At 68.1% G+C, this 16,455-nt stretch carries 15 protein-coding genes; 4 read left to right on the top strand and 11 right to left on the bottom strand.

Going from position 1 to position 16,455, the window contains the following annotated elements; genetic code table 11:
- Positions 1-3: 3 nt before the first annotated feature.
- The 5 genes from ACSUZC_RS10120 to dxr form a co-directional block, all read right to left on the bottom strand.
- Positions 4-1,845: a penicillin-binding transpeptidase domain-containing protein gene (locus ACSUZC_RS10120; RefSeq protein ID WP_439032660.1), complete on the bottom strand. Its 1,842-nt coding sequence runs from the start codon at positions 1,843-1,845 to the stop codon at positions 4-6.
- 84 nt (positions 1,846-1,929) lie between these two features.
- Complete coding sequence (locus ACSUZC_RS10115) at positions 1,930-2,766, bottom strand: GNAT family N-acetyltransferase (RefSeq protein WP_439032659.1); 837 nt, start codon at positions 2,764-2,766, stop codon at positions 1,930-1,932.
- 32 nt (positions 2,767-2,798) lie between these two features.
- A complete protein-coding gene (ispG, locus tag ACSUZC_RS10110; RefSeq protein WP_238419108.1) occupies positions 2,799-3,986 on the bottom strand; it encodes a flavodoxin-dependent (E)-4-hydroxy-3-methylbut-2-enyl-diphosphate synthase in 1,188 nt (395 codons plus the stop codon).
- Between the two features lie 85 nt (positions 3,987-4,071).
- The gene (locus ACSUZC_RS10105) at positions 4,072-5,298 is read right to left on the bottom strand and encodes a M50 family metallopeptidase (RefSeq protein ID WP_439032658.1); all 1,227 of its coding nucleotides are present in this window, start codon (positions 5,296-5,298) and stop codon (positions 4,072-4,074) included.
- An 18-nt stretch (positions 5,299-5,316) separates the two neighbouring features.
- Entirely contained in the window at positions 5,317-6,501 is a 1,185-nt protein-coding gene (dxr, locus tag ACSUZC_RS10100; RefSeq protein ID WP_439032657.1) for a 1-deoxy-D-xylulose-5-phosphate reductoisomerase, read from the bottom strand.
- A 122-nt stretch (positions 6,502-6,623) separates the two neighbouring features.
- Here dxr and ACSUZC_RS10095 point away from each other — a divergent pair, with 122 nt between their 5' ends.
- The gene (locus tag ACSUZC_RS10095; protein ID WP_439032656.1) at positions 6,624-6,920 is read left to right on the top strand and encodes a DUF2631 domain-containing protein; all 297 of its coding nucleotides are present in this window, start codon (positions 6,624-6,626) and stop codon (positions 6,918-6,920) included.
- A gap of 85 nt (positions 6,921-7,005) precedes the next feature.
- Here ACSUZC_RS10095 and rlmN read toward each other — a convergent pair whose 3' ends face one another.
- Positions 7,006-8,112: a 23S rRNA (adenine(2503)-C(2))-methyltransferase RlmN gene (rlmN, locus tag ACSUZC_RS10090; RefSeq protein ID WP_439032655.1), complete on the bottom strand. Its 1,107-nt coding sequence runs from the start codon at positions 8,110-8,112 to the stop codon at positions 7,006-7,008.
- A gap of 30 nt (positions 8,113-8,142) precedes the next feature.
- On the opposite strand from rlmN, the gene ACSUZC_RS10085 reads away from it, so the two are divergent.
- Positions 8,143-8,562, top strand: a complete 420-nt coding sequence (locus tag ACSUZC_RS10085) for a LapA family protein (RefSeq protein ID WP_439032654.1) — start codon at positions 8,143-8,145, stop codon at positions 8,560-8,562.
- 66 nt (positions 8,563-8,628) lie between these two features.
- On the opposite strand, the gene ACSUZC_RS10080 is transcribed toward ACSUZC_RS10085, so the two are convergent.
- The 4 genes from ACSUZC_RS10080 to ACSUZC_RS10065 form a co-directional block, all read right to left on the bottom strand.
- Positions 8,629-9,525, bottom strand: a complete 897-nt coding sequence (locus ACSUZC_RS10080) for a phosphatidate cytidylyltransferase (RefSeq protein WP_439032653.1) — start codon at positions 9,523-9,525, stop codon at positions 8,629-8,631.
- Positions 9,522-10,079 carry a ribosome recycling factor gene (gene frr / locus ACSUZC_RS10075; protein WP_439032652.1) on the bottom strand — a complete coding sequence of 186 codons (558 nt, stop codon included), beginning with the start codon at positions 10,077-10,079 and terminating at the stop codon, positions 9,522-9,524. The genes ACSUZC_RS10080 and frr overlap by 4 nt, the downstream gene beginning before the upstream one ends.
- An 80-nt stretch (positions 10,080-10,159) precedes the next feature.
- The gene (pyrH, locus tag ACSUZC_RS10070) at positions 10,160-10,945 is read right to left on the bottom strand and encodes a UMP kinase (RefSeq protein WP_439032651.1); all 786 of its coding nucleotides are present in this window, start codon (positions 10,943-10,945) and stop codon (positions 10,160-10,162) included.
- Positions 10,946-11,069: 124 nt separating this feature from the next.
- Complete coding sequence (locus ACSUZC_RS10065) at positions 11,070-12,038, bottom strand: alpha/beta hydrolase (RefSeq protein ID WP_439033071.1); 969 nt, start codon at positions 12,036-12,038, stop codon at positions 11,070-11,072.
- 397 nt (positions 12,039-12,435) lie between these two features.
- On the opposite strand from ACSUZC_RS10065, the gene ACSUZC_RS10060 reads away from it, so the two are divergent.
- Positions 12,436-13,857, top strand: a complete 1,422-nt coding sequence (locus ACSUZC_RS10060; protein WP_439032650.1) for a condensation domain-containing protein — start codon at positions 12,436-12,438, stop codon at positions 13,855-13,857.
- Positions 13,854-15,554 carry an MFS transporter gene (locus ACSUZC_RS10055; protein WP_439032649.1) on the top strand — a complete coding sequence of 567 codons (1,701 nt, stop codon included), beginning with the start codon at positions 13,854-13,856 and terminating at the stop codon, positions 15,552-15,554. The genes ACSUZC_RS10060 and ACSUZC_RS10055 overlap by 4 nt, the downstream gene beginning before the upstream one ends.
- 73 nt (positions 15,555-15,627) lie before the next feature.
- Here ACSUZC_RS10055 and tsf read toward each other — a convergent pair whose 3' ends face one another.
- Positions 15,628-16,452: a translation elongation factor Ts gene (gene tsf / locus ACSUZC_RS10050; RefSeq protein ID WP_439032648.1), complete on the bottom strand. Its 825-nt coding sequence runs from the start codon at positions 16,450-16,452 to the stop codon at positions 15,628-15,630.
- Positions 16,453-16,455 lie beyond the last annotated feature (3 nt).

Below are 16,455 nucleotides of genomic sequence, written 5' to 3'. Positions count from 1 at the left end.
TCGCTAGGACACCGACCGGATGGCGTACCCGGGTCCGAGGCCGCCGAAGAAGTCGCGCGTCACGGCCACCGCATTGTTGGAGTCGCCGCCGCGGACCACGAGGGTGGCGAAGGCGATGTCGCCGCGGTAACCGGCGAACCAGGCGTGCGACCCGCCGTCGAACTCCGCCTCACCGGTCTTGCCGAAGACGGCGCCCTGTCCGTCGATCACCGACGCCGTGCCGCTGGTGATGACCGCGCGCATCATCGGGCGCAGTTGTCGGTACACGTCGGGGCTCATCGTGGGCTGGGGCCCCTCGACCTTGGTCGGTTTGTCGAGGATCAGCTGCGGCACCGGGGCTTTCGAGCCGTTCGCGACGGTCGCCGCGACGAGTGCGAGCCCCAGCGGCGACACGAGGACCTTGCCCTGACCGAAGCCGTCCTCGCTGCGGGCGACCAGTTCGTTCTCGATCGGCACCGATCCGGACACCGCGTCGAGGCCGGCGATCTCGTACTGCTGACCGATACCCATCGCGGCCGCGGCGTGCGCGAGGTCGGAGGGTCCCATCTCGCTGGCGAGTTTCGCGAATGTGGTGTTGCAGGACTGTGCGAAGGCCCGCAGCATCGACACGGCGCCCAACGAGAACCCGTCGTAGTTCGGGATCAGTCGCGGGCCTATCTGAATCGCGCCGGGGCACCCGACGGTCGTGTCCGGGGTCGCCATCTTGCGGTTGATCGCGGCTGCCGCGGTGACCATCTTGAAGGTCGAACCCGGCGGGTACAGACCCGTCGTGGCGATCGGTCCCTGCGCGTCGGCGGCGTTGTTCTGCGCGACCGCGAGGATGCGACCGGTGGATGGTTGCACGGCGACCATCGCGATCTGGAAGCGGTTGGTGGCGTCGACCGCCCGCTGTGCCGCGTTCTGGACGGTTCGCGACAGACTCAACGACACCGCCGGTGACGGGTCCGCGTCGTGATCGGCGAGGACGTCGGCGTCGAGGCCGTTGGGGTTCACCGTGACCACCCGCCAGCCCGCACGTCCGGCGACCTCGGTGTCGACGACCTTCTTGACCTCCGACAGCAGGGCGGGGGCGAACCGTGGGTCTTTCGCCACCAGCTCCGCCTGCTCGTTGGTCACCACACCCGGGATGGCCAGCTGATCCCGGAGACGGTCGAACTGCGCATGCGAGAGCCTCGCGAGGGGGTATTGCTGACCGCTCGCGGTGACCTGTTCGGCGATGGCCTGTTCGTCGAGCGAGGGTGTGAACCGACGCAGCACCGCGACCGCGGCGGTCACCGATTCCGCGACCGACGCGCCCTGCTCGGTCGCCGCCGTCGGATCGAAGTTGACGCCGACGACGCTGCCGTTGACCATCACCTCGGAGCCGTCGGATTCGTTCACCGTGGCGCGCGGCGCCTCGATGATCTGCAGCGAGAGTCGTTGATCGGCACCGAGTTTGGGGTGGATGTTCGTCGACGACCAGCGGACCGCCCATCCGCTGTCCGAGCGACCCATCCGCAGCGTCGCGTCGTAGTTCCAGGTGCGTCCGCGCGGGAGTGCCCAGGTGTAGCCGACCTCGACCTCGGCGGTGTCGCCGGTGACGCGGACGCGTCCGGCGCGCGAGTCGAGCGCTTCGGCCGCCAGTCCCGTCCAGGCCGACTGCATCGCGGCCTCGGCGATCTCCGGGTTGTCGGTCAGGCCGGCCGCCGCCCCGACCTCATGGTCGGCGTAGGCCGACAGAAAGCGCTCCGCAGCGCGACGCGGGCCGTCGTCCTCCGACGCCGAGCAGCCGACGGTCGCAACCGTCACGGCAGCACACAGCGCGACGATCACCGCCGGGGTCCATCGAGTTCGCATGCGCCACATCGCGGTCGAGTCTATGGCCGCCCGTCACGCATTCCCGGGACGCCACGCGGTAACTCCCCGGCCGAACGGGTTCGCGGCGGGATGTCAGTCGACGAGGACGGTCGCGAAGGTCCCGACCTCGGCGAAGCCGATCCGCTCGTACACCGCCCGCGCGGTGACGTTGAAACTGTTGACGTACAGACTCGGGATGCGCCCGTGGGCGGCGACCGCCTCGGCGACCGCGGCGGTACCACCGAGTCCCAGGCCCTCACCGCGGCGGTCGGGTGAGACCCAGACCCCCTGGATCTGTCCGACGCGCCGTGACAGCGAACCGATCTCGGCCTTGAACACGACGTCGGGACCGTCGAAGCGGGCAAACACCCGCTGCGCGGAGACAAGCGAGGCGAGCCGTCGGCGGTAGGACCGACCGCCGTCGCCTGCGGTCGGGTCGACCCCGACCTCACCGATGAACATGTCCACCGCCGCCGGCATGTAGGCGTCGAGGTCGTCGAGGGTCACGAGCCGCACCTGCGGATCGGCCGGAACCGCCGGACACGACGAGAGCGCCAGGAGAGGCTGCACCGGCCGGACCTCGCGCGCCGGACCCCAGACGGGTTCGATCTGCTCCCACATCTGCAGGACGAGCTCGGCCCGGCCGACGATGGACGAACAGGCCCGCGGCGCGGCGACGGCGCGATCGGAGAAATAGTCGAGATCCTCCGACGAACCGCTCAGGGGAATCAGGTTGGCGCCGGAGAAGCACAGGGACGACGCCGGGTCACGGGCCGTCCACAGCTCCCCGCCGAGCAGGCGCGGATTGATCCCGTGCGTTTCGAAACGTGCGGCCACCATGCACATGGCGACCGGGTCGGAGGTGAGCACACGTTCGACGGCGGGCGCGTCGCGTGCGCCAAGCGGCTTGTCGCCCAGAAGCTTCAGCAACGCCGCTCCTCCCTGTCGAGCCCGACCGCCTCCTACGAGACGGTCACCACGGGCGAGCCCACTTGTGTTCCGTCTCCAGTTTGTCCTGTTTCCTCGGCGATCCGCAGCGCTTCTTCGATCAACGTCTCGACGATCTGCGCCTCGGGAACAGTCTTGATGACCTCGCCCTTGACGAAGATCTGTCCCTTGCCGTTACCCGAGGCCACACCGAGATCGGCTTCGCGGGCCTCGCCCGGACCGTTGACGACACAGCCCATGACCGCCACGCGCAGCGGGACCTCCATGCCCTCCAGCCCCGCGGTCACCTCGTCGGCGAGTTTGTAGACGTCGACCTGAGCGCGGCCACACGAGGGGCAGGACACGATCTCGAGCTTGCGCGGGCGCAGGTTGAGCGACTGCAGGATCTGGTCGCCGACCTTGATCTCCTCGGCGGGCGGCGCCGAGAGCGAAACCCGGATGGTGTCGCCGATGCCCTCGCTGAGCAGAGCGCCGAAAGCCACGGCGGACTTGATCGTGCCCTGGAACGCGGGCCCGGCCTCGGTGACGCCGAGGTGCAGCGGATAGTCGCTCGCGGCGGCGAGCTGCCGGTAGGCCTCGACCATGATCACCGGGTCGTTGTGCTTCACCGAGATCTTGATGTCACCGAAGCCGTGCTCCTCGAACAGGCTCGCCTCCCACAGCGCCGACTCGACGAGCGCCTCGGGCGTTGCCTTGCCGTACTTCTGGAGGATGCGCTTGTCGAGGGAGCCGGCGTTCACACCGATGCGAATCGGGATTCCCGCATCGCCTGCCGCCTTGGCGACCTCCTTGACGCGCCCGTCGAACTCCTTGATGTTGCCGGGGTTGACACGCACGGCGGCGCAGCCGGCGTCGATCGCGGAGAAGATGTACTTCGGCTGGAAGTGGATGTCGGCGATCACGGGGATCTTCGACTTCTTGGCGATGATCGGGAGCGCTTCGGCGTCCTCGGGCCGCGGGCAGGCGACGCGGACGATGTCGCAGCCCGACGCGGTGAGTTCCGCGATCTGCTGCAGGGTCGCGTTGATGTCGTGCGTCTTGGTGGTCGTCATCGACTGCACCGAGATCGGGTGGTCGCTGCCGACCCCGACCGAGCCGACGAACAGCTGGCGGGTCTTGCGGCGGGGAGCGAGCACCGGCGGCGGCCCGGCGGGCATGCCGAGTCCGATCGGCACGGCGTTCGCGGAAGTCGGGGCGTTCATCTCGTTCACCTCTGGGGATCGGGAGTGGTGATGTGAGTCGGTGAACTCACACGGTGTTCGTTGCGAGGGCTGACCCCGGATGTGTTCACCAGGGGTTGATCGGGTTGACGATGTCGGCGGTGAGCGTGAGGACCATGAAGCCGGCCATCACCACCACGGCGGCGTAGGTGATCGGGAGCAGCTTGTAGTAGTCGACGGCACCGCCGGGCGCACGGCCGAACCAGCGCCGGACGGTGTCTCGGCCCTTCTCGTACCCGACGATCGCCATGTGGCCGCCGTCGAGCGGGAGGAGCGGGATCAGGTTGAACAGGCCGAGGAAGAAGTTGATGCTGATCAGCAGCATCCAGAACAGATCCCACAGACCGCGTTCGACGGCCTGGCCGCCGAGCACCGAGGCGCCGTAGACGCTGACCGGGGTGTCGAGTGCGCGTTCGCCTCCGGTCACCGCGGTCCACAACGCACCGACCTTCGAGGGCAGGGAGAGCAGGGCGTTCCACGTCTCGACGGCCAGATCGCCGGTGAAGCCGAGCGCGCCCGGGATGATCCCGAAACCGCTGTAGTGGATGATCCCCGGCGGAACGTCGTAGGCGATGCCCACCATGTTGTAGGTCTGGGTCTCGGTCGTGCCGTCGGCCTTCGTGGCGGTGACGGTGACCGGTTCCGGCGTCATCGACAGTTCGAGTCGCTGCCCGTCGCGGTCCACGGTCAGTGCGACGGGGCCGGTGGACTCGCGGATCACGGGGGTCAGATCTGACGCCTGACCGACCGGCTGACCGTTGATCGCGACGATGTCGTCGCCGGGGAGGAGCCCTGCGGCACCCGCTGGACCGGACCCTGAGCAGGGCGAATCCGTCTGATCGTTGCCGACGATCGTGATGGTCGGCGACACGCACCGGGTCTCGCCCACCGTGGCCGGGGTCGGCCCCGGGTTGAGGTTGGGCAGACCGAAGGTCAGCCCCACGATGATGATCAGCACGAAGCCGAGGATGAAGTTCTGGGCGGGTCCGGCGAACAGGACGACGAGCCGCTTCCACGCCTTCTGCTTGTACATGGCCCGCTCGCGCTCGTCCCAGGCGAGTTCCTCGTGGGGCGTCATCCCGGCGATGTCGCAGAAGCCGCCGAGTGGCAGGGCCTTGATGCCGTACTCGGTCTCCCCGCGTCGGGTGGACCAGATGGTGGGACCGAAGCCGACGAAGTACCGGCGGACCTTCATGCCCGTCGCCTGCGCGGCCCACATGTGGCCGCACTCATGCCAGGCGACCGACAGCAACAGCGCCAACGCAAACAGCGTGACACCGATCGCGAAACTCACGTACCTACTCCATCCGGATCACGGGGATGCGACTGCCACGAGCTGGGCGGCACGATCCCGGGCCCACCGATCGGCGGCGAAGACCTCTTCCACAGTACCTGGCTTCTGATGCCACTGATCTGCCTCGCCGAGCACGTCACCGACGATCTCGACGATGCGCGGGAAAGGGATCGCACCTGCGAAGAACCCGGCGGCCGCGGCTTCGTTTGCGGCGTTGTAGACCGCGGTGAGGCTGCCGCCTGTCCGGCCCGCCGAGCGGGCGAATTCGATGGCCGGGAACACCGCGTCGTCCACCGGCTCGAACGTCCAGGCCGACGCCGTCGAGAAGTCGCAGGCCGACGACGATCCGGGCACACGGTCGGGCCATCCGAGCGCGAGGGCGATGGGGAGCTTCATCGACGGCGGCGACGCCTTCGCGATCGTGGCGCCGTCGACGAAGGTCACCATCGAGTGCACGATCGACTGCGGGTGCACGGTGACGTCGATGTGGTCGTAGTCGACATCGAACAGCAGGTGGGCCTCGATGACCTCCAGGGCCTTGTTGACCAGCGTCGCCGAGTTCAGGGTGATCATCGGCCCCATCGACCAGGTCGGGTGGTGGCCGGCCTGTTCGGGGGTGACTTCCTGCAGCTGCTCGCGTGTCCAGCCGCGGAACGGCCCGCCGGACGCGGTGAGCACGAGCTTGTCGACCTCCGCGGCGGTCCCGGCGCGCAGGCACTGCGCGATCGCCGAGTGCTCGGAATCCACCGGCACGATCTGTCCGGGCGCCGCAGCGTCGAGGACGAGTGAGCCGCCCGCCACGAGGGACTCCTTGTTCGCGAGGGCAAGGCGTGCTCCCGACCGGAGCGCGGCCAGACTCGGGGCGAGGCCGATCGATCCGACGACCGCGTTGAGCACGACGTCGACCCCGGTGTCCGCGGCGACCGCGTCGATCAGATCGCTCATCGCGTCGGGTCCGGCGAGGACCGCGTCGGCTCCCGCTCCGAGACGGTCGGCGAGTTCACGGGCCCGGTCGGCGTCGGCGACCCCGAGCCGAGAAGCCGGGACACCGAACGCGGCGGCCTGCCGGGCGAGGAGATCGAGATTGGCCCCGCCCGCGCCGAGGCCGACGACCTCGAATCGATCGGGGTGCTCGGCGATCACCTCGAGCGCCTGGACGCCGATGGAACCGGTGGAGCCGAGGATCAGCACGCGAGTGGGCACCCGTCCATTCTGGACCATGCCGCCACACACCGGACCGACCGCCGCCACGGACATACCGCTATGCTGATCCGGAACTACTACCGATCGTCAGAGATCTGACGTCCGCGCTGTGAGGAGTGGCTGTGGCAAGCACCGATGTTGAGCACACCGTCGAACACGGCACCGGAGGCCACGCCGAGATCGTCGACACCGGCTGGCGGCGCGAGCCCGCCGACGCCCCGTCGGCCCGGTTCGGCTGGCACGGTGCCGCGACCAAGACCTTCTACGGCGCCGCAGTGTTCTTCGCACTGTTCCTCGTGGCGATGATCATCGGTAACCACACCGGCCACATCGAGGACCTCTACCTCATCGGGTTCGCCGTCGCGGTGCTGGGCCTGTGTGTGCGCGGCTGGTGGATGAATCGCGGGAAGTGGTCCTGACCGGTCATCCCCACCCCACCGACGAGAAGCGCCGAGCGGAAATCCGCTCGGCGTTCGTCGTCTGTCCGGGTCTCGCCGGGTCCGTTCAGCGTTCCTCGGCCGCCAGCTGACCGCACGCGGCGGCGATCTCCTGCCCACGGGTGTCGCGGACCGTGCACGAGACCCCCTGCTCGCGAACGCGCCGCACGAATTCACGCTCGACCGGTTTGGGACTCGCGTCCCATTCCGACCCCGGCGTCGGGTTCAGCGGGATGAGGTTGACGTGCACCAGCGAGCCGAGCGCCCGGTGCAGCTTCTGCCCCAGCATGTCCGCGCGCCACGGCTGATCGTTCACGTCCCGGATCAGCGCGTACTCGATCGACACGCGCCGACCCGTGGAGTCGGCGTAGTAGCGGGCGGCGTCGAGGACCTCGCTGACCGACCACCGGTTGTTGACCGGCACCAGGGTGTCACGCAGCTCGTCGTCGGGTGTGTGCAGTGACACCGCGAGCGTCACCGACAGGCCCTCGTCGGCGAGACGGCGGATGGAGGGGGCGAGGCCCACGGTCGAGACCGTGACCGACCTCGCGGAGATCCCGAGTCCCTCGGGTGCGGACGAGGTGATCTGGCGTACCGCACTCACGACCCGCTTGTAGTTGGCCAGCGGTTCGCCCATTCCCATGAAGACGACGTTCGACAACCGGCCGGGCTCCCCCAGTTCGCCGTCTCGGAGGGCGCGCGCCGCGGCGCGGACCTGGTCGACGATCTCGGCGGTGGACAGGTTGCGGTCGAGTCCACCCTGGCCGGTGGCACAGAACGGGCACGCCATCCCGCACCCTGCCTGGCTGGAGATACAGAGTGTGTTGCGCTCGGTGTAGCGCATCAGGACGCTCTCCAGAAGGGTGCCGTCATGCAGGCGCCAGAGCGTCTTCCGGGTCGAGTCGTCGTCGCACGAGATGTGCCGCACGGGGGTGAGCAGCTGCGGGAACAGGCGTTCGCGCACCGCTTCCCGGGCACCGGCGGGCAGGTCCGTCATCTCGTCGACGTCCCCGTTGAGCCGGGCGTAGTACTGCCGGGCCAGCTGATCGGCACGGAACTTCGGCAGCCCCAGCTCCGCCAGCGCCGCGACGCGACCGGCGGCGTCGAGATCGGCGAAGTGTGTCGGCGGACGCCCGCGTTTGGGCGCGTCGAACACAAGTGGCAATGAGGTCATCGCGCCATTGTCGCATGTCATGATGAAGTGATGACGACACCCGAGGACAGGCGGAGCACGGGCCCGGTACCCGCGTGGGGCGAGCAGGCTGCGGGTTCACCGGTACCGGCCGCCGAACACACCTACCCCGAGCAGGGGCATCCCGCGGACACTTCGGCCCCCGACGACCATCGCGACCGGCTCAGGCGCACGGTCCGTGACGTCGAGCACACGCGTACGCGAGCAACATGGTTCGGCGTCGTCATCGGCGCGATCATCATGATCCTGCTCCTGGTCTTCATCGTGCAGAACCTGACCAGTCAGACGATCGAGCTCCTCTTCTGGGAGGTCAACCTGCCACTCGGGGTGAGTCTGCTGATCGCCGCGATCGCGGGCGCGCTGATCGTCGCGCTCGTCGGCGGACTCCGCATGATGCAACTGCGACGCGCGCTCAAGAAAGCCGCCAAGTAACTCGGCGGATTCTCGAGTCGGAGCGGTGGTACCTCAGCTCCCCGGCCATGTCAGAGAGTCGACATGTCAGAGAAGCGCCGTCAGGACTGCCCACACGACGAAGGCCGACGGCAGGAGGCTGTCGAGCCGATCCATGATGCCGCCGTGCCCCGGCAGCAGGGTGCCCATGTCCTTGATCCCCAGATCGCGTTTGACCTGCGATTCCACGAGGTCGCCGAGGGTCGCGCAGACGACCAGTGCGGGCCCGAGGATCATGCCGATCCACCAGTGACTGCCGATCAGGAAGACGATGCAGCACACGGAGCCGACGCTGCCCAGCAGCAACGACCCCACCATGCCTTCCCAGGATTTCTTCGGACTGATCGCCGGCGCCATCGGATGTTTGCCGAACAGGACCCCGGCGACGTAGCCGCCGACGTCGGAACACACGACGACCACCATGAGGGTCGCCACGCGGGCGGCTCCGTCGTCCTGTACGACCAGGTGGGCGCCGAATGACGCCAGCATCGGCAGCCACGCGAGCACCAACACCGTGACCGCGAGGTCGCGCAGATAGTTGACCGGTGCGTGGTTGATGCCCTGACCCAGGAGCTTCCACACCATCGAGACCAGTACCGTCGCCGCGAATGCCACGAGCACACCGGTCGGACCCCACGGCCAGCTCACCCAGATGATCGCCTGGCCCCCGATCAGCAGGGGCCACAGCGCGATGTCGTACCCCCCGGTGCGCAGCCGCTTGGCAACCTCCCAGGTGGCGATCGCGAATGCGACCGCGACGAGGACATACCAGAGCTTCGGGGCGAACAACAGGATCGCGATGATGCTCACGCCCAGCGTGCCGCCGACGGCTATCGCGGCCGGCAGGTCACGACCCGCGCGTGATTTCTTCTCGGGGCTCGAGTCCCCGGCGCTCGACTTCTGAGAGGGCGGCCCGTCACCGCCTCGTCGCGGAACTTCGCTCACACCTCGAGCAATTCGTCTTCTTTGTGCTTGACGATCTCGTCGACCTGCTGCACATACGCCGCCGTGGTCTTGTCCAGTTCCTTCTCGGCGCGGGCCACCTCGTCCTCGCCCGCCTCGCCTTCTTTCTGGATTCGCTTCAGCTCGTCGGCGGCCTTGCGCCGAACGTTGCGGATGGAGACCTTGGCGTCCTCACCCTTTCCCTTGGCCTGCTTGACCAGGCTCCGGCGGCGTTCCTCGGTCAGCTGCGGGATCGCCACCCGGATGATGGTGCCGTCGTTGGTGGGGTTGACCCCGAGGTCGGAGTTGCGGATCGCGGTCTCGATGTCGCGCAGGGTGGACGCCTCGTACGGCTTGATCACCACGAGACGCGGCTCGGGCGTGTTGATGCTCGCCACCTGGGTCACCGGCGTCATCGACCCGTAGTACTCGATGTTCACCTTGTTGAACATCGACGGGTTCGCGCGTCCGGTGCGGATCGAGCCCATGTCCTCCTTGGCGACGTTCACCGCCTTTTCCATCTTCTCCTCGGCATCGAGCAGCGCGTCGTCGATCATCTTCGTCCTTGTTCCGTTCGTCGGGTTCTCGTCGGGCTCGGTTCTCGTCGGCCTGGGGGCCGGGTCGGGCTCGGTGACGGTCAGGTGCTGACCAGGGTGCCGATCCGCTCCCCTGCGACCGCCCGGGCGATGTTGCCCTGCTGGAGCAAATTGAACACCAAGATCGGCATCTTGTTGTCCATACACAGACTGAAGGCGGTCGCGTCGGCGACCTTCAGTTCCTTGTCGAGCACCTCGCGGTGGGTGATCTCGGTGAAGAGTGTGGCATCGGGATCGATGCGCGGGTCGGCGTCGTACACGCCGTCGACGGCCTTCGCCATCAGCACCACCTCCGCCTTGATCTCCAGCGCCCGCTGCGCGGCCGTCGTGTCGGTCGAGAAGTACGGCATACCCATTCCTGCACCGAAGATCACCACGCGCCCCTTCTCGAGGTGACGCTGTGCCCGCAGCGGTAGATACGGCTCGGCGACCTGACCCATCGTGATGGCGGTCTGCACCCGGGTGGAGATGCCACGCTTCTCCAGGAAGTCCTGCAGTGCAAGACAATTCATGACCGTACCGAGCATGCCCATGTAGTCCGAGCGGGCGCGGTCCAGACCGCGCTGCTGCAACTCGGCGCCGCGGAAGAAGTTGCCACCACCGATGACCACGGCCACCTGGACCCCGGAGTTGACGACGTCGGCGATCTGGTCGGCGACGGTACCGACGACGTCGGGATCGAGACCCACCTCGCCACCGCCGAACATCTCGCCGCCCAGCTTCAGCAGCACCCGGTGGAATCCGTCCCGGCGGACCCCGTCCCCGGCCGTCGGCGCGGGGCCGGAAGGGGTGGAGTCGGACTGCGTGGCGTCGGGCGCTTCACTCATCGGCTTCCTCACTCGTCGGTTCGGTGAACTATCGTACGTCTTCACCCGATCCGACCCGCGACACACGTCACGTCAAGACATGCGGTCGTCGCGAACGTGCCGCCCGTCCCGGCGAGGCCGCGCCTCAGAGTCCGAGGGCGGTCCGGAACTGCGGCCACGCGCGATGCAGTTCGTCCTGCCAGTACGGCCACGAATGCGTGCCGCCCTCATAGAGGTGGAACGTCGCCGGCACGCCGATCTCGCGCATGCGGCGCTGCAGATTCTGTGTGCAGCGGGCGGTGGCGGTCTCGATCACCGCGCCGACCGCGATCTGATCGAACAGCTTGGACCCGTTGCCGTCGATGCCGGGGCCGTCGATCGTGTCGTACCGACCCGGCAGTCCGGAGCCGTTGGAGACATAGATCGACTTGCCGCGAAGGCGCTCGGCGTGGACATAGGGATCGTTGGCACGCCACGCCGGGTCGGTCGGTGGCCCCCACATGTTCAGCGTGTTCGCCCCACCCCGGCCCTCGACCACCATGCGGACCACGGCCTGTCCGAGCGGGTCGCTCGTCTGCGCGCAGCCACTGAACGACCCCAGCGCCCGGTAGAGCGACGGTGCGCGCAGCGCGAGCTGGAACACCGACGTGCCGGCCATCGAGATCCCCGCGATCGCGTTGCGTCCGGTACCGGCGAAGCGCTCGTCGATCACGGCGGGCAGTTCCCCGGTCAGGAATGTCGCCCACTTCTGCACACCCAGCACGGGGTCGGGCCGCTGCCAGTCGGTGAAGTAGCTCGCCGCACCACCCATCGGCACCACGATGGTGACGTTCTCGTCGGCGAAGAAGGTGCGCACATCGGTCCGGTCGAACCAGCTGCTGCCACCCTCTCCGCCGGCCGCGCCGTTGAGCAGGTAGAGCGTCGGAGCCGGCCGTCCGCTTCGACTCGGCCACACCTTCACCGGCACCGCCCGCCGCATCGCTGTGGATCGCACGGTGAGTTCGAGCTCCCCGCCGGGCCGGACCGTCTCCCCGATGACTCGCGCCGGCGCAGGCGTGGCCGCGGCCGGGCCGGCGAGCGCCAGAACCCCGGTCACCAGCGCGAGCACGGCCATCAACGAGAGCACGCTCGCCGGCGAGAAGGAGGCCTTCGGGGCCGGCTCGACGTGTCCGTGTGCCGGCCGGGTCCCGTCGCGAGACTGCTCGTCCATACCCTCCGCTTTCGACAGGATGCGACAGACGTCACACCGGGAACCCCGGCAGTCTGACGGATGCGGTGCCGTGGTGTCCACATGGGTCAAACGTCCCATCCACCCGAGGAGGTGGGTCGGCACAGATCAGTTGGTGCGCACCGCGTGTCACCGGAATTTGACAACACCCGTTTCGTCGACTGCCGCACCTACTGTGCGGTAGGGTCCGTGCCGATCGGCGCATCCGAATCCGGCCGATCGTCTCATCGGGGACGGCGCGGAACCCAAACCCGCCATGCCACAGGCGAATCGAGGTACACAGATGATGAAGTTCGGCCTCATCGAGGAATGGGACCCGCGTCCAGGTCATCTGACCAGTTGGGTCGCCTCCCTCGCCTCGGTGACCGACGCCGAACGCGCACCTGTGCATCCGGTGCCGCCGTCGCATCAGCAGGAGGAGTACCTGCGCGTGGCATGGCGCAACGAGTCTGCGGGCTTTCGATTCGCCCGGCTCTGCCTCATGGCCTTCGACGTGGCGGCCCCGCTGGATGTGTCGGCGATGACCACCGCGGTCAACGAGTTCGTGCGTCGTCACGACAGCTTCCGGTCGTGGTTCTCGATGGAGGACGACGGCACCGTGCACCGCCATCTCGTGCCACCGGAGGTCGTCGAGATCGTGCCGGTCCCCCACGGGGATCGCGACGCCACCCAGCTGCGATCCCATGTGCAGGAGGAGACTCCCGGACCGTTCTCGTGGGACTGCTTCACCTTCGGCGCCATCGAATGGGACGGCGGTTTCACTCTGTACGCCGCGGCCGACCACCTCAACACCGACGGGATCTCGCAGGCGATCACGTGCGTGGACCTGTTGACGCTCTACATGAATGCGGCCTTCGGCGCCGGCGCCGAACTGCCGCCGATCGGTAGCTATCTCGACTACTGCGAACGGGAACGAGCCGTTTCCCGTGCGCTGACCCGCCACTCACCGGGCGTCGAGCGCTGGATAGATCTCGTCCGCGCCAACGGCGGCCGCCTGCCGAGCTTTCCGCTCCCGCTCGGAACCGGCGACCAGACGTACACGCGCAGCGCGATCGTGAACGCCACGCTGTTCGACGAGACCTCTGCGGCCGCGTTCGAGAAGGTCTGCCGCGATGTGGGCGCCACCATGGTCGCGGGCATCATGGCGACCGCCGGTCTCGTCTTCGCCGAATTCACGGGCCAGACCGAGTACTTCGGCATGACTCCGAAGAGCACCCGATCCGGAGCCGCGGAGATGAAATCGGTGGGCTGGTTCACCAGCCTCATCCCGGTCCCCCTGACGATCGGCGAATCGACCACGTTCCGCGCTCTGGCACCGGAGGCCGCACGCAGCTACGACGCCGGAAAAGAGCTCACCGACATCTCTTTTCACCGGGTACTCGAGCTGGTGGAGCCGTCCGACGGTGTCGCTGTCCGATCCGGCTGGTCGGTCCCGATGGTCTCCTACATCGACGTCCGCAAGCTGCCGGGAGTCGAGATCTTCGAGGCCGGGAACGGGTGTCTGTTCGGCAATCGGGGCAGCAGTGAAGAAGTCTACATGTGGGTCAACCGGTTCTCCGGTAGCACCTCGATCACGTTGCTCTACCCCAACACCGAGATCGCGCGCGAGTCGGTCGAGCGCTACGTCGCCCGTTTCGTCGAGGTGATGGCCACGGTGGCAGCCGAGGGCGACTACGCGCCGTCGCTGCCCGCGCTCACCCCGTGAGCGCCGACCCGGCGCTGCGCCGGGACCCGTCGACGTCGGCCGCCGACCGCCCCGGGGCGTGGGCGGCGCTCGCGGGCTGCCTCCTCGGGGTGTTCATGCAGATGTTGGACACCACCGTCGTCAACATCGCATTGCCCGATCTCACAACCGATCTCGAGGCGTCGACCTCCCAGCAGTTGCTGGTGCTGACCGTATACACGCTGGCCTTCGCGTGCGCCCTCCTGCCCGCGGCGAACCTGGGCGCCCGCCTGGGCGCCCGCCTGGGCCGTCGACGACTGTTCGTGACCGGCATGGTCGCGTTCACCGCGACGTCGGTCCTGTGCGGAGTGGCCACCGGGCCATGGGAACTCATCGTCTTCCGGGGTGCTCAGGGTGTGAGCGCCGCCCTGATGTCCGCGCAAACCCTCGCGCTCATCGCCACGCTGTTCGGAAAGCACCGGCACGGACTGGTTTTCGGGATCTATGGAGCGGTGGCCGGTATCGCTGCGATCCTCGGCCCCGTCGTCGGCGGCGTTCTCGTCGACGCGGACGTCCTCGGTTGGGGATGGCGCACCATCTTCTTCGTCAACGTGCCGTTGGGTGTGCTCGCCTGCCTGCTCGCGTGGAGTCGCCTGCCCATGGCGCGCGACGACACCCCGGAGCGCATGGACGCCGTCGGTGTCCTGCTGTCCTCGGCGGGATTGTTCCTACTGCTCTGTCCACTCGCCGTCGGCCGCGAAACGGGATGGCCGCCGACCCTGTGGATGATGATCGCGGCGTCCGCGGTGTTCCTGACGTCGTTCGCGATCCACGAGATCCGCGTCGACGCCCGCGGTGGCACTCCCCTGCTCCGTCCGCGATTGTTCCGGTCGCGACGGTTCGCCGTGGGGTTGGTCCTGTCTCTGCTGTTCTTCAGCGTGTTCGCCGGCTTCTTCTTCACCGTGTCGATCTCGGCACAGTTCGGATTGGGTTACTCCGCGACCCGGACCGGGATGGTGGCCCTGCCGTTCGCTGTCGGTGCGGCTGTCGGATCTCTGGCCTCCGCACCGATCGTCGCGCGGATCGGTCCCCCGCGGGGGCTGTTGGCCGGCTCGCTGCTCGTCGGGGCGGGTCTGGCCTGGCTCGCCGCGGTCATCGACCCTGTGTCCGAAAACCTGCCCATGGCAACCATTCTCGGTCCGCTTGCGCTGGCGGGGGTCGGCACCGGGTTGTTCATCGCACCGCTGCAGACGGTGATCCTCTCCGACACCACCGACGCCACGGTCGGAACCGCGACGGGATCGATCCCGACTGTCCAGCAGATCGGCGCCTCGATCGGACTCGCCGTGGTGACGATCTTCTTCTTCGCGCAGGTCTCCGGACAGAGCACCATCACTGTTCCCGAGGTACGGAGCGACCTCGCTGCCGCACTGATCCAGTCGCCGGTCGCCCCGTACCTGCACGAGCCGGTGGCCGATCGCTTCGCGGCGTGTGCGAGCACCCAGCTGCGGTCGTCGCACCCGGAGCGGCCGGTGCCCGGGTGCGCCGGGCCCGTGGGTTCCGCCCCGGTGGGCGCGGTCGCGACACAGACCCGTCCGTGGACTGAGGAGGCGGGGCAGTCGGTCGCCGCGAGGACGTTCCTGGGTGCACTGCGGGTGACACTCGGCGTACTGGCCGGGGTCGCGGTCGCGATCGGGGCCTTCACCCTGGCTCTTCGCGAACGGCGGACCGGCCGCTGACGCCGAATCGCCCCGTCTCCGTGAGGAGACGGGGCGATTCGGGGTTGTACTCGGGCCCCGTGGGGCCGTCAGATCAGGCCTGGCCGACCTCGAAGCGCGTGAAACCCTTCACGGTCACACCGGCGTCGTCGAGAAGAGCTTTCACGGTCTTCTTGGAGTCCTGGACCGACGCCTGGTCGAGCAGCACGACATCCTTGTAGAAGCCGTTGACCCGACCCTCCACGATCTTGGGCAGTGCCTGCTCGGGCTTGCCCTCTTCCTTGGCGGTCTGCTCGGCGATGCGACGCTCGTTCTCGACGACGTCCGCGGGGACCTCGTCGCGCGTGGCGTAGCGCGCCTTGAGAGCTGCGACCTGCATGGCCGCGCCGCGAGCGGCGTCCTCGGCGGCCTCGCCCTCACCTGCGTACGAGACGAGCACACCGACAGCCGGCGGCAGGTCGGACGCACGCTTGTGCAGGTAGACGGCCACCGGGCCGTCGTAGTAGGCCACGCGACGGAGTTCGAGCTTCTCGCCGATCTTGGCCGAGAGCGCGGCGACAGCCTCGTCGACGGTGCCGTCGCCGAGCGGAGCCTTCTTGAGCTCGTCGACGTCATTGGTCTTGGCCGCGGCGGCCGCGGTCACGATCTCGTCGGCGAGCTGCTGGAACTCGGCGTTCTTGGCGACGAAGTCCGTCTCCGAGTTGATCTCGACCAGGGCGCCGTCCTTGGCTGCGACCAGGCCCTCGGCCGTGGAGCGCTCGGCGCGCTTGCCCACGTCCTTGGCGCCCTTGATGCGCAGTTCCTCGACGGCCTTGTCGAAATCGCCGTCGTTGTTCGCCAGCGCGTTCTTGCAGTCGAGCATTCCTGAGCCGGTGAGCTCACGAAGACGCTTCACATCAGCTGCGGTGTAGTTCGCCATCGT

It is taken from the genome of Gordonia terrae, from assembly GCF_051789125.1.
GTDB lineage: Bacteria > Actinomycetota > Actinomycetes > Mycobacteriales > Mycobacteriaceae > Gordonia > Gordonia terrae_A.
The sequence above is the reverse complement of the archived record's forward strand: the minus strand, read 5'-3'. Positions and strand labels throughout refer to the sequence as shown.

Bases quoted from the DNA above. Each gene is read 5' to 3' on its own strand.
- ispG (WP_238419108.1), bottom strand. From the start codon at position 3,986: ATGAACGCCCCGACTTCCGCGAACGCCGTGCCGATCGGACTCGGCATG.
- ACSUZC_RS10060 (WP_439032650.1), top strand. From the start codon at position 12,436: ATGATGAAGTTCGGCCTCATCGAGGAATGGGACCCGCGTCCAGGTCAT.
- frr (WP_439032652.1), bottom strand. From the start codon at position 10,079: ATGATCGACGACGCGCTGCTCGATGCCGAGGAGAAGATGGAAAAGGCG.
- ACSUZC_RS10065 (WP_439033071.1), bottom strand. From the start codon at position 12,038: ATGGCCGTGCTCGCGCTGGTGACCGGGGTTCTGGCGCTCGCCGGCCCG.
- rlmN (WP_439032655.1), bottom strand. From the start codon at position 8,112: ATGACCTCATTGCCACTTGTGTTCGACGCGCCCAAACGCGGGCGTCCG.
- ACSUZC_RS10120 (WP_439032660.1), bottom strand. From the start codon at position 1,845: ATGTGGCGCATGCGAACTCGATGGACCCCGGCGGTGATCGTCGCGCTG.
- tsf (WP_439032648.1), bottom strand. From the start codon at position 16,452: ATGGCGAACTACACCGCAGCTGATGTGAAGCGTCTTCGTGAGCTCACC.
- ACSUZC_RS10085 (WP_439032654.1), top strand. From the start codon at position 8,143: ATGACGACACCCGAGGACAGGCGGAGCACGGGCCCGGTACCCGCGTGG.
- pyrH (WP_439032651.1), bottom strand. From the start codon at position 10,945: ATGAGTGAAGCGCCCGACGCCACGCAGTCCGACTCCACCCCTTCCGGC.